This window comes from Aquincola tertiaricarbonis, assembly GCF_000969605.1.
Lineage (GTDB): Bacteria > Pseudomonadota > Gammaproteobacteria > Burkholderiales > Burkholderiaceae_C > Aquincola > Aquincola tertiaricarbonis.
Genome location: NZ_JZUE01000001.1, coordinates 186607 through 198638 on the forward strand (window position 1 = coordinate 186607; position 12032 = coordinate 198638).

A 12032-nucleotide genomic window follows, 5' to 3' on the forward strand; every position below is an offset into this window, starting at 1 on the left:
TCAGGAATCGGCGCTGCGCGCCAGCATCATCTCGCGCAGATCGTGCGCGAAGCCTTCCAGCTCGGCCTCGCAGCCGCTCACCCACTTGCCGAACAGGTTGTAGGCCAGCACTGCGGGGATGGCCACGGCCAGGCCGGCAGCCGTCATCACCAGCGCCTCGCCCACCGGGCCGGAGATGCGCTCGATGGTCACGCCGCCCTCGGCCGCCATGCCGGCCAGCGCGTGGTAAATGCCCCAGACCGTGCCGAACAGGCCAATGAAGGGCGCCGTGCTGCCGATGGAGGCCAGCAGTACCTGGCCGAACTGCAGGTGCGCCAGGCCGCGGTGCAGTGCATCGCGCAGCCGCCGCGTGAGCTGGGATGACAGGTGCGCGTCGGTGGCCAGCGTGCCCGGCTGCGAAGGCGCGGTGGCCGCATCCACCAGCGGCGCCAGCAGGCCCTCACGGTCCAACGCCGCGAGGCGTTCACGGCCGGAATCCAGCTGCCGCGCCGCCCAGAAGGCGGGTACCGCGCGCTGGATGTCGGTGGCCGCGCGGCGCAGTACCCAGGCCTTCCAGACGATCACCACCCAGGCGCTGACCGACATCAGCAGCAGCAGCGCCGCCACTGTGCGGCCCACGCCGTCGCTGGCGTGCCAGAACGCCCCGAAGCCGCTGTCCATCGCGGCGGTCAGGCGTTCAGGCGCAGCACGTCTTCCATGCCGAACACGCCTTGCGGCTTGTCGGCGAGGAAGCGGGCCGCCCGCAGGCTGCCCTGTGCGTAGGTCACGCGGCTGGAACTCTTGTGCGTGATCTCGATGCGCTCGCCCGTGCCGGCGAACAGCACGGTATGGTCGCCGACGATGTCGCCGCCGCGCACCGTGGCAAAGCCGATGGTGCTGGGGTCGCGCTCGCCGGTGACGCCCTCGCGGCCGTACACCGCGCATTCCTTCAGGTCGCGGCCCAGGGCGGAGGCCACCACCTCGCCCATCTTCAGCGCGGTGCCGCTGGGCGCGTCGATCTTGTGGCGGTGGTGGGCCTCGATGATCTCGATGTCGTAGCCCTCGCTCAGCGCGCGGGCGGCCATGTCCAGCAGCTTGAGCACCACGTTCACGCCCACGCTCATGTTGGGCGCCATCACGATGCCGATGTGCTGGCCGTGCTCGGCGATCTGCGCCTTCTGCTCGTCGCTGAAGCCGGTGGTGCCGATCACCACGCGCACGCCCAGTTCGCGGCAGACGGCCAGGTGGGCCATCGTGCCTTCGGGGCGGGTGAAGTCGATCAGCACCTGCGCACCGGCCAGGGCCGTGCGCAGGTCGTCGGTGACCTTCACGCCGCTCTCGCGGCCCAGCCAGCCGGTGGCATCGGCGCCCAGCGCGGGGCTGCCGGGCTGGTCGAGTGCGCCGGCCAGCACGCAGTCGTCGGCGTTGCTCACCGCCTCGATCAGCATGCGGCCCATGCGGCCGGACGACCCGGCGATGGCGATGCGCAGCGGCGCCGTCACTTGGCGGCCTCCAGCGGCGGGTAGGTGCGGGTGGCACCGGTGGGCTCGGGCGCGGTGGGCGTGGCCTCGGGCTTGGGCGGCACCGGCAGGGCCTTGCGCTGCTCTTCCGTCAGTTCGAGCTTGGGTTCGTTCTTGCTGACCCTGACCGGGCTGATCGAGGCCACGAAGTCCTGCTCGCCCGGCAGGTCCGGCGCATCGATGGTCTTGAGCAGGTCGCCGTCGAAGGTGAGCACGACGCTGCGGCGCTGCGGCTCGGTGCCCTGGCGCTTGATGGTGAAGATGTAGTCCCAGCGGTTCTCATGGAACACGTCGGTCAGCAGCGGCGAGCCCAGGATGTTGCGCACCTGCGCGCGGCTCATGCCGGGGCGCACGGCGGCCATCTGCTCCTTGGTGACCACGTTGCCCTGCACCACCTCCACGCGATACGGCGTGATGACGCCGAGGATGCTGTCGCTGGTCTTCAGCGATTCCTGCCACGACGCGCAACCGCCAAGCGTCAGCAGTGCCCCCAGGAGGCCGAGGTATTCGATTCGAAACATGGTGCGCCGGAGCGGGCTGGCTATCATGCCGGGATTCTAAGGTCCCCAATTCCAGGGGTCGGCCATGAACCACGTAGACGAACTCAAGAGCAGCGGCCTGAAGGCGACGCTCCCGCGCATCAAGATCCTCGAGGTCTTCCAGCGCGCCAACCAGCGGCACATGACGGCCGAAGACGTGTTCAAGGCCCTGCTGGCCGAGGGCGCGGACATCGGCCTGGCCACCGTGTACCGCGTGCTCATGCAGTTCGAGCAGGCCGGCCTGCTGTCGCGCAGCCACTTCGAATCCGGCAAGTCGGTGTTCGAGCTGAACGAGGGCCAGCACCACGACCACCTCGTGTGCCTGACCTGCGGTCGGGTGGAAGAGTTCTTCGACCCCGAGATCGAGAAGCGCCAGCGCTCCGTGGCCCAGACGCGTGGCTTCGAGCTGCACGACCATTCCCTGGCGCTGTATGCGGCCTGCGTCAAGCCGCAGTGCCCGCACCGGCCGAGCTGAGCGGCCTCAGCCCTCGCCGCCGTTGTCCATCGCCTTCTGGTGGCGCTGGATGAACTCCTGGTAGGTGTCGATGCCGCGCAGCTGCAGGATGGTGTTGCGCACCGCGGCTTCCACTAGCACGGCCAGGTTGCGGCCGGCGTCCACCGCGATGATGACCTTGCGCACCGGCACGCCCAGGATCTCCTCGTACATCGGCTCGTAGGGCAGGCGCTCGAATTCGCGCTCCATCGTTTCCTTGCGCACCAGGTGCACGATGAGCTTGAGCCGCATCTTCCGGCGCACGGCCGTCTCGCCGAAGATGGCCTTGATGTCCAGCAGGCCGATCCCGCGCACTTCCAGCAGGTTGATCAGCAGCTCGGGGCAGCGGCCTTCGATCGCGGTCTGTGACACCCGGTAAAGATCCACCGCATCGTCGGCCACCAGCCCGTGGCCGTGGGAAATCAGCTCCAGGCCCAGTTCGCTCTTGCCCAGGCCCGATTCGCCGGTGAGCAGCACGCCCAGGCCCAGGATGTCCATGAACACGCCGTGGCGGGTGGTGCGTTCGGCGAACAGCTGGCTCAGGTAACCGCGCACCACGTCGATCACGTGGCCGGCCGATTCGGCGGTGACGAACAGCGGAATTTCCGCCCGGTCGCACATCGCAGTCAGGCGGTCGGGCGGCACCTGGTCGTCCGCCACGATGATCACCGGTGGCTCCAGCGTGACGATGCGGGAGATGCGCCGCTCCAGGGTCTCGTCGGCGCTCTGGCTCAGGTAGGCCACCTCGCGGCGGCCGACGATCTGCACCCGGTAAGGATGGATGTAGTTCAGGTAGCCCACCAGGTCGGCGGCCGAGCGTGCGTCGCGCACGGCGGCGTCGTCGAAGCGGCGTTCCGGATGGGCATGACCGGCCACCCATTCCCAGCGCAGCGCGGTGCGGTGCTCCTCGAAGAGCGCCTCCGCGCTGATGGACGAAGGCTTCACGGCCCGGTCGTCAGGCGACCGACTTCAGCGGTGCCCAGTCAGCGATTAGCTTGTGCAGGCCGGCGGCATCCGGCTCGGTCTTCAGGCGTTCGCGCAGTTCGCGGTCGGACAGCAGTTCCGCGATCTCGGACAGGATCTCCAGGTGCCGCTGCGTGGCGGCCTCGGGGACCAGCAGGAAGATCAGCAGGCCCACGGGTTCGTCGTCAGGCGCGTCGAACGGAATCGGCTGCTGAACACGGATGACCGCTGCCAGCGGGTTCTTCAAGCCCTTGATGCGACCATGGGGAATGGCCACGCCGTGGCCGAGGCCGGTGGAACCGAGGCGCTCCCGCGCGAACAGGTTGTCGCTGACCGTGGCCCGAGCAATTGCGTGCTGGTTCTCGAACAGCAGGCCAGCCTGTTCGAACGCGCGCTTCTTGCTGGTGGCTTCCACATTCACCAACACGTTGGTGGCAGGCAGGATGGCGGCGAGACGGTTCATGTAGGTTCCCCGACGTTGCGGCGGCAGCGACAACCGCAGGAACTGTGGCAAATAGGGCGTTGATTATAGAAATCGGCCTGTACCCCGCTACCCGCAGAGGAGACCCGGGGTTCGGGTGTTGCTGTTTTGCTGCGCTGCGCCATGGTCGCCGGAAGGAAAAAAGCGGCCCGGCGGGCCGCTCGTGCTACGCGCCGCGGCGCGGCGTGTTCAGACGCTCGCGTCCAGGCGCTTGGCCGAGGCGTGGTGATGGTCCTGCACCTTGTCCTTGTGGCGGCACACCTGGCGGTCCAGCTTGTCGACCAGCTGGTCGATGGCCGCGTACAGGTCCTCGTGGCTCTGCTCGACGAAGATGTCGCGTCCCTTGACGTGCACCGTGATCTCCGCCATTTGTCGGCGCTCCTTCTCCCGGATCTTTTCCACCTTCAGCAGCACGTTGATGTCGACCACCTGGTCGAAATGTCGCGTCACCCGGTCCAGCTTGGTGAGCACGTATTCGCGAAGCGCAGGGGTGACTTCGAGATGGTGTCCGCTGATCGTCAGGTTCATCAGATCCTCCTTTGGGGAAGGGTTGGGGGGAGAAGACGAAAGGCCCGGGAACGGCTCGGGTCGGGGGGAGGGATGCGGGGCAGCTGGGGGCGGCGGAGGCGGGGTTTTGCGGGGGCGGTCGAAAACAGTGTGCCCCCTAATTCGCGGCATGACAAGCCGATGGAAGCAGTGCAGTTCTCTGCAGATGTGACGGTCCGGCAAGGGTGGCGCAAAGGCCCGGAACCGACCCGGGCGAGGCACCGAAAGCGTCGGATCTCATGGGCATAATCGTGGGCTTACCGACTGGAGAGATCCGTGGACCAGAGTCACCCTAGGTGACCGCCCGCACCGGCATGCCGGGGGTGGGCGGGCCATTCCGAACCGTTGCACCCCGCAGGGCGCCCCAGAGCGCCGGAGTACCGCATGCTGAACGTCTTCAGGCTCGCCAATGGGCGGCTGTTCCAGGAAGAGATCGAAAGTGCCGAGGCCCTGGTGGACCTGCGTCCGGTCTGGGTCGACCTCGACGCGCCCACGCCGCAGGAAAAGGGCTGGATCGCCAGCCGCTTCGGCCTGACCATTCCCGAGGACGCCGTCGACGACGACCTGGAAGAGTCCGCCCGCTTCTACGAGGAAGACAACGGCGAGTTGCACATCCGCTCCGACTTCCTGATCGACGACGACGTCACCCCGCGCAACGTCCGCGTGGCCTTCATCCTGAAGGACAACGTGCTGTTCTCGGTGCATGCCGAGGACCTGCCGGTGTTCCGCCTGCTGCGCCTGCGCGCGCGCCGCACGCCGGCGTTGATCGAGGACGCGAAGGACGTGCTGCTCAAGCTCTACGACGCCGACGCCGAGTACAGCGCCGATGCGCTCGAAGGCATCTACGACGCGCTGGAGCGCGTGAGCGCGCGGGTGCTGAAGCAGGAGGTGGACGACCGCGCCGCCGGCGAGGTGCTGGCCGCGGTGGCCAAGGAGGAAGACCTGAACGGCCGCATCCGCCGCAACGTGATGGACACCCGCCGCGCGGTGAGCTTCATGATGCGCAGCCGCATGCTGAATGCCGAGCAGTTCGAGGAGGCGCGGCAGATCCTGCGCGACATCGATTCGCTCGACTCGCACACCGCCTTCCTGTTCGACAAGATCAACTTCCTGATGGACGCCACGGTCGGCTTCATCAACATCAACCAGAACAAGATCATCAAGATCTTCTCGGTGGCCAGCGTCGCGCTGCTGCCGCCCACGCTGATCGCCAGCATCTACGGCATGAACTTCAAGTTCATGCCCGAGCTGGACTGGGCCTGGGGCTACCCCTACGTGCTGGTGCTGATGGCCGCCTCGGTGGCGGCGCCGTTCCTGTTCTTTAAACGCAAGGGCTGGCTGCGCTGAAGCTCAGCGCTTTTCCAGCGTGAACTGCATGACGCTGGTGTTGCCGGTGGCGAAGGCCGCCTCGCAGTAGGCGAGGTAGAAGGTCCACAGCCGGATGAAGGGCGCGTCGTAGCCGAGCTGGCGGATCGGGCCTTCGCGCGACAGGAAGGCGGTGCGCCAGCGGGCCAGCGTCTCCGCATAGTCAGGGCCGAAGTCCAGCTCGCCCACCACCAGCAGGCCGGCCGCGTCGGCCTGCTCGCGAAAGCGCGACGGGCTGGGCAGCAGCCCGCCCGGGAACACGTACTGCTGGATGAAGTCGGTGCCCTTGACGTAGCGCTCGAACAGGTCGTCGCGGATGGTGATGCTCTGGATGCAGGCGCGGCCGCCCGGCTTGAGCTGTCGGCGCAACGATTGGAAGAAGGCCGGCCAGTACTCGCGGCCCACCGCCTCGAACATCTCGATGGACACCACCGCGTCGAACGGGCCGTCGTCGATGTCGCGGTAGTCCTGCAGGCGCAGGTCGCAGCGCTCGGCGGCGCCGGCGCGGGCCATGCGCTCCTGTGCATGCGCCAGCTGTTCGGTGGACAGCGTGACGCCGGTGACCTGCGCGCCGAATTCCACCGCCGCCGCCTCGGCCACCGCACCCCAGCCGCAGCCGATCTCCAGCAGGCGTTGGCCGGGCCGCAGACCGCATTCGCGGATCGCGCGCCGCACCTTGGCCCGCTGCGCCTCGGCCAGCGGCCGCTGCGTATCGCCTTCGAACCAGGCGCTGGAGTAGTTCATCGTCTCGTCCAGCCACTCCCGGTAGAACGGATTGCCGAGGTCGTAGTGGGCGTGGATGTTGCGGCGGCTGCCCCGGCGCGAGTTGCGGTTCAGCAGGTGCTTCAGGCGGTAGGCCAGCCGACCCCACCAGCGGCCATACACCACGGTCTCGATGGCGTTGCGGTTGGCCAGCAGCAGCTTGAGCAGCCCCGCCAGGTCGGGCGTGTCCCAGCCGCCGTCGATGTAGGTCTCGGCGAAGCCGATGTCGCCGGAGCGCAGGGCGGCCGCGCAGGGTCGCCAGTCGTGCAGCCGCATGGCGGCACGGGGCCCGGTGTCGAGGCCGGCGGGCTGGCCGAAATGCGTCTGCGTGCCATCGGGCCACTGCACGTCCAGCGTGCCGTGCTGCAGCCGGCTCAGCAGCTTGAACACGGCCCGGGCCGCGGCCGGCGCGCCGGTGGGCAGGGCCAGGGACGGGGTCAGGAGGTGGGTGCTGGTGGTCATCGGGCTCATCGGGTCACGAACTGTTCGGGCGGATTCGGCTTGCGGAAGAAGGGCACCCGCTTGCGCCACAGCTTCCAGGCCTGCCAGTGGATGCGTGCCACCACGCCGAGCGTCATCAGGGGCTGGCCGAAGAAGGCGGCACGCAGCCGCGCGGCGGTGGCCGGCGCCAGCGTGCCCGCCACGCTGGTGACGATCAGCGGGCCGGTGGCATCGTGGTGCTCGATACGCACGACGGTGCGCGGCGGACGCGCCGCCGACGCCGCGGGCGTGCGCATGAAGCGGAAGCGGTAGTCGCCTTCGGTGCGGCAGAAGGGCGAGACGTGGAACACCTTGCGCGCCTGCAGCTCGCGGCCGTAGGCCAGCTCCTCGCCGGCCAGCAGGTAGCAGTGGCGTTCGCCGAAGGTGTTGTTCACCTCCACCAGGATGGCGGCCAGCGAGTCGTCCGCCCGGTGGCAGTACCAGAAGCTCACCGGCTTGAAGGTGTGGCCCAGCACCCGCGGGAAGCAGTGCAGCCAGATTTCGCCGCTGGCGTCGCTGATGCCTTCGGCGGCCAGCACCGATTCGATCCACTGCAGGCAGTCGGCGCGGCCGTCGCCGTGGTCACGGTCGTCGAAGCTCACGAGGCCGAAGCGCCCGCGCGGCAGGGGGCCACCGGGCTGGCGTCGCCACTGCCGCAGCGCCAGCATCACGAAGTAGGTGCCGTAGGCAAAGCCGTGCGGCTGCGGGCGCAAGCGCTGGTGGCGCACGCTGCCCACGCCGAGCCAGACCGGGGAGGGCGCTGCCGCCGGTTCGGCACTCATGCCGCCACGCGCACGGGCGCGTCGCGGTGACGCAGCAGCCAATCCTGGGCCACCGCCAGGCCGGACATCAGGCCGTCCTCATGGAAGCCGTAGCGTGTCCATGCGCCGCAGAACCACACGCCGGCGCTTCCCTGCAGCGTGGGCAGCCGCCGCTGGGCCTCGATGGCGGCCTGGTCGAACACCGGGTGCGCGTACTGCCATTCACCCAGCACGGTGGAGGGGTCCACCTCGCGCACCGGGTTTAGCGACACCACCACCGGCCGTTGCCACGGCAGCGGCTGCAGCCGGTTGATCAGGTAGTGCAGGCACACGGCCGCCTGCTCCGTGCCGGCGTCCGGCGCGCGCTCGTAGTTCCAGGCGGCCCAGGCCCGCTGCGTGGCCGGCAGCACCGAGGCGTCGGTGTGCAGCACCGCGCGGTTGTCGTGGTAGCGGATGGCGGACAGCACCGCCCGCTCGGGCGCGGTGGCATCGGCCAGCAGGGACAGGCTGGTGTCGCTGTGAGTGGCCATCACCACGTCGTCGAATCGCTCCGTGCCATGCCGGGTGGTGACCAGCACGCCCGCATGGCCCTCGGCCGGCGGCAGCCGCTGCACGCGCAGCACCGGCGTGTCCAGCCGCGCGTCGGGGACCTCCAGCACCATGCGGCGCACGTATTCGCGAGAGCCGCCACGCACCGTGCGCCACGGCGGCTGGCCGGTGGCCTGCAGCAGGCCGTGGTTGTGGCAGAAGCGGATCAGCGTGCCGACCGGGAACTGCAGCATCTGGTCGGTTGGGCAGGACCAGATGCTGCCGATCATCGGCAGCAGGTAACCCTCCTGGAACAGGCTGCCGAAGCGCAGGCGTTGGAGGAAGCGGCCGAGCGGCTCGGCCAGCTCCGCGTCGGCATTGCGGCGGGCGATGCCGGTGCACACGCGGTTGAAACGCAGGATGTCGGCCAGCATGCCCCAGAAGGCCGGGCGCAACAGGTTGCGCCGTTGGGCGAACACCCCGTCCAGGCCGCTGCCGCTCCACACCAGCCCACGGCTCGGCGCCTGCACCGAGAACGACATCTCGGACGGCGCGGTGGCCACGTCCAGTTCCTTGAACAGCGCGATCAGGCGTGGGTAGGTGCGCAGGTTGAACACCAGGAAGCCGGTGTCCACGCCATGCGTCACGCCGTCCAGCGTGACGTCGACCGTGTGGGCATGGCCGCCGAACCAGGGACCCGCTTCCAGCAGCGTGACCGCAGCATGCGGGGCCAGCGCACGGGCGGCGGCCAATCCGGCGATGCCGGAGCCGATGACGGCGACGCGCCGCATGGCTCAGGCTCCCAGGCCGGCATGTGCCGCCGGCCCGTGTACAAAAGCTGCTGCGTGGCGCCCCGAAGCGAAGGAGGGAGGGAGGGAGGAGGAGGAGAGACGCTTCGGGATTGCAGCCTGATCAACAGGAAGGCCACGCCGCAGACAAAACCGTTCGGAGGCGGTGTTGATGCCGCATCCTCTGGCATAGACGGCCGTGCCGGCGGCGAGTTCCACGGCCGCCGAGGCAGAAACAAAGCTTTGCGAAAGCGAGCCTGCGCGCATGGTCACGGGGCTGCCACGGGTTGCTGGAGCAGCCGCTCGATGTCCGCCACGAAGCCCTTGCTCAGCGGATCAGTCAGGCTGCCGGCGCTGAAGGCGAAGCGGCCGTCGCGCCCGATAACGTACTTGTGGAAGTTCCAGGTGGGTGTCTTGCCGCTGGCCTGGGCCAGTTGCTGGAACAGCGGGTTGACGTCGCTGCCGCCCTTGACCTTGGACTTGGCGAACATCGGGAACTTGACCCCGAAGGTGTTCTCGCAGAACGCCGCCACCTCGGCATTGCTGCCCGGCTCCTGCGAGCCGAAGTCGTTGCTGGGAAAGCCGAGCACCACGACGCCGCGCTGCTGGTAGCGGCTGTACAGCGCTTCCAGGGACTTGTATTGCGGCGTGAAGCCGCAGTAGCTGGCCGTGTTGACCACCACCACCACCTTGCCGGCGTAGCTGCACAGGTTGACCGGTTTTTCGTCCTGCAGGCGCGGCAGCGTGTGGTCGAGCAAGGCCGGGCAGGCTGCTTGCACGGCCGGGGCCAGCGCCACGGCGCACAGCCCGAACAGGGCCTGCGAGGCTTTGGAGCGGAAAGAGAAGAACATGTTTTTGTCCTACACAAACACTGCCAATCGGCGGCGTATGTACCTATGATGCGCAACGAACCGGAGTTTGTCTAATACAAATGAGTCGCGACCTGAAGATCGTGGACACGGCGGCACCGGTGTGGTCGATTGCCGCAGTAGAGCGCGACACCGGCCTCAGCAAGGAAACCTTGCGCATGTGGGAGCGGCGCTACGGCTTTCCCGCGCCACGGCGGGAAGCCACCGGCGAGCGCGCCTATCCCCATGAGCAGCTGGAGCGGCTGCGCACCATCAAGCGCCTGCTGGACGCCGGCCACCGGCCCGGCCGTGTGGTGGCGCTGCCCGCGCCGGCGCTGCTGCAGATGCTCGGCGACATCGCCGGCCCGCGGGAGGTGCCCGCCGCGCCCACTGCCGAGGGCGGCGCTGCGCCGGACGGCTGCCTGCAGCGTCTGCGCGAACACGATCTGGACGGTGTGCGGCATGGCTTGTCGGAAGCGCTCACCCGCCTGGGGCTGGCGCGCTTCGTCCTGGAAATGCTGGTGCCCACCAATACGCAGGTCGGCGATGCGTGGATGCGCGGCGAACTGGCGGTGTACGAGGAGCATGCGTACACCGAGGCGGTGACCATGCTGCTGCGCCAGGCGCTGGGCCGGCTGCAGGCGCCCGATGCGCGCGGCCGGCCGTGCGTGCTGCTGACCACGCTGCCGGGCGAGCCGCACGCCATGGGCCTGCTGATGGTGGAGGCGCTGCTGGCGGTGGAGGGCTGCCGCTGCGTGTCGCTGGGGGTGCAGACGCCGGTGCCGGACATCGCGGCCGCGGCCACCGCCTTCCGCGCCGACGTCGTGGCGCTGAGCTTCACCGGCTGCCAGAAGCCGGCGCAGGTGGGCCGCGGGCTCCAGCAGCTGCGCGAGTCGCTGCCCGCGGCCACGCAAGTGTGGTCCGGCGGTGCGGGCATGGCATCGTGGCGCCGGCGCCTCGCGGGGGTGTCCGCCTTCACCTCGCTGGAGGCGGTGGCACCGGCGGTAAGGGCTTGGCGGCACGAGGCCTTGGATGGCCGCCTAGAATTGCCGGCTGCCTAGGAACCGCGATGCTCTACCCTGAACTCTTCAAGCAACTGGAAGCCGTCCGCTGGAACATGGACACGGACATCCCGTGGGACCAGTTCCAACCTGACCTGCTCACCGAGGAGCAGGCGCAGACCATCAAGATGAACGCCATCACCGAGTGGGCGGCCCTGCCGGCCACCGAGATGTTCCTGCGCGACAACCGCGACGACAGCGACTTCTCCGCGTTCATGAGCGTGTGGTTCTTCGAGGAGCAGAAGCACTCGCTGGTGCTGATGGAGTACCTGCGCCGCTTCCGGCCCGACCTGGTGCCCACCGAGCAGGAACTGCACGAAGTGCGCTTCGAGTTCGACCCGGCGCCCGCGCTGGAGACGCTGATGCTGCATTTCTGCGGCGAGGTGCGGCTGAACCATTGGTACCGCCGCGCGGCCGAATGGCACACCGAGCCGGTGATCCGCAAGATCTACGAGACGCTGGCCAAGGACGAGGCCCGTCACGGCGGCGCCTACCTGCGCTACATGAAGCGGGCGATGAACAAATTCGGCGACGAGGCGCGCGCCGCCTTCGCCAAGGTGGGCGTGCTGATGGCCAGCGCCCGCCGCACCGCGCAGGCGCTGCACCCCACCAACCTGCACGTGAACGAGAAGCTGTTCCCTCGCGACACGGTGCAGAGCCGGCTGCCCGATCCCGGCTGGCTGGAAGCCTGGCTGGACAAGCAGATCCAGTTCGACGCGGTGTGGGAAAACAAGGTCGGCGACCGCATCCTGCACAACCTGAGCCTGCTGTTCGAACGCAGCTTCGCCAGCGTGCAGGAGCTGAACCGCTATCGCAAGGAAATCACCCAGGCGGTGGCCGCGGCGGCCGCCAAGCGCGCCCAGGGCGGCCAGGCCGGCACCCAGCCGGCCTGATTGGGCGGGGCCGGTGCCCTGCCGG

14 protein-coding genes are annotated in these 12032 nt (G+C 68.8%); 4 read left to right on the forward strand and 10 right to left on the reverse strand.

The window, feature by feature from the left end; all coding sequences use genetic code 11:
• Genes VO99_RS00905 through VO99_RS00915 form a run of 3 tightly spaced genes read right to left on the reverse strand, consistent with a single transcriptional unit; the run spans position 1 to position 2020 of the window.
• Entirely contained in the window at positions 1-660 is a 660-nt protein-coding gene (locus VO99_RS00905; protein ID WP_046110908.1) for a MotA/TolQ/ExbB proton channel family protein, read from the reverse strand.
• An 8-nt stretch (positions 661-668) separates the two neighbouring features.
• Positions 669-1481 (reverse strand): 4-hydroxy-tetrahydrodipicolinate reductase, encoded by an 813-nt coding sequence (gene dapB, locus VO99_RS00910; protein WP_046110909.1) that lies wholly within the window; start codon positions 1479-1481, stop codon positions 669-671.
• On the reverse strand, positions 1478-2020 hold the full coding sequence (locus VO99_RS00915; RefSeq protein WP_046110910.1) for an outer membrane protein assembly factor BamE: 543 nt from the start codon (positions 2018-2020) through the stop codon (positions 1478-1480). The genes dapB and VO99_RS00915 overlap by 4 nt, the downstream gene beginning before the upstream one ends.
• A 64-nt stretch (positions 2021-2084) precedes the next feature.
• Between VO99_RS00915 and fur the strand changes: the two genes are divergently transcribed.
• The gene (fur, locus tag VO99_RS00920; protein ID WP_046110911.1) at positions 2085-2513 is read left to right on the forward strand and encodes a ferric iron uptake transcriptional regulator; all 429 of its coding nucleotides are present in this window, start codon (positions 2085-2087) and stop codon (positions 2511-2513) included.
• A 6-nt stretch (positions 2514-2519) separates the two neighbouring features.
• Here fur and hprK read toward each other — a convergent pair whose 3' ends face one another.
• The 3 genes from hprK to hpf all read right to left on the reverse strand — a co-directional run bounded on the left by hprK (position 2520) and on the right by hpf (position 4503).
• Entirely contained in the window at positions 2520-3476 is a 957-nt protein-coding gene (gene hprK, locus VO99_RS00925) for an HPr(Ser) kinase/phosphatase (RefSeq protein ID WP_046110912.1), read from the reverse strand.
• Positions 3477-3486: 10 nt separating this feature from the next.
• Complete coding sequence (locus VO99_RS00930; protein ID WP_046110913.1) at positions 3487-3957, reverse strand: PTS sugar transporter subunit IIA; 471 nt, start codon at positions 3955-3957, stop codon at positions 3487-3489.
• A 207-nt stretch (positions 3958-4164) separates the two neighbouring features.
• Positions 4165-4503: a ribosome hibernation-promoting factor, HPF/YfiA family gene (hpf, locus tag VO99_RS00935; RefSeq protein ID WP_046110914.1), complete on the reverse strand. Its 339-nt coding sequence runs from the start codon at positions 4501-4503 to the stop codon at positions 4165-4167.
• Between the two features lie 402 nt (positions 4504-4905).
• Between hpf and corA the strand changes: the two genes are divergently transcribed.
• Positions 4906-5868 carry a magnesium/cobalt transporter CorA gene (gene corA, locus VO99_RS00940; protein ID WP_046110915.1) on the forward strand — a complete coding sequence of 321 codons (963 nt, stop codon included), beginning with the start codon at positions 4906-4908 and terminating at the stop codon, positions 5866-5868.
• A gap of 3 nt (positions 5869-5871) precedes the next feature.
• On the opposite strand, the gene VO99_RS00945 is transcribed toward corA, so the two are convergent.
• The 4 genes from VO99_RS00945 to VO99_RS00960 form a co-directional block, all read right to left on the reverse strand.
• Positions 5872-7110 (reverse strand): SAM-dependent methyltransferase, encoded by a 1239-nt coding sequence (locus tag VO99_RS00945; protein ID WP_046110916.1) that lies wholly within the window; start codon positions 7108-7110, stop codon positions 5872-5874.
• A gap of 5 nt (positions 7111-7115) precedes the next feature.
• Positions 7116-7910 carry a DUF1365 domain-containing protein gene (locus VO99_RS00950; protein WP_046110917.1) on the reverse strand — a complete coding sequence of 265 codons (795 nt, stop codon included), beginning with the start codon at positions 7908-7910 and terminating at the stop codon, positions 7116-7118.
• Positions 7907-9208: an NAD(P)/FAD-dependent oxidoreductase gene (locus tag VO99_RS00955; RefSeq protein ID WP_046110918.1), complete on the reverse strand. Its 1302-nt coding sequence runs from the start codon at positions 9206-9208 to the stop codon at positions 7907-7909. Before VO99_RS00955 ends, VO99_RS00950 begins: the two co-directional genes overlap by 4 nt.
• A gap of 266 nt (positions 9209-9474) precedes the next feature.
• Entirely contained in the window at positions 9475-10056 is a 582-nt protein-coding gene (locus VO99_RS00960; protein ID WP_046110919.1) for a glutathione peroxidase, read from the reverse strand.
• 80 nt (positions 10057-10136) lie between these two features.
• Here VO99_RS00960 and VO99_RS00965 point away from each other — a divergent pair, with 80 nt between their 5' ends.
• Positions 10137-11114 (forward strand): MerR family transcriptional regulator, encoded by a 978-nt coding sequence (locus VO99_RS00965; protein ID WP_046110920.1) that lies wholly within the window; start codon positions 10137-10139, stop codon positions 11112-11114.
• 8 nt (positions 11115-11122) lie between these two features.
• Positions 11123-12007 carry a ferritin family protein gene (locus VO99_RS00970; protein WP_046110921.1) on the forward strand — a complete coding sequence of 295 codons (885 nt, stop codon included), beginning with the start codon at positions 11123-11125 and terminating at the stop codon, positions 12005-12007.
• Positions 12008-12032 lie beyond the last annotated feature (25 nt).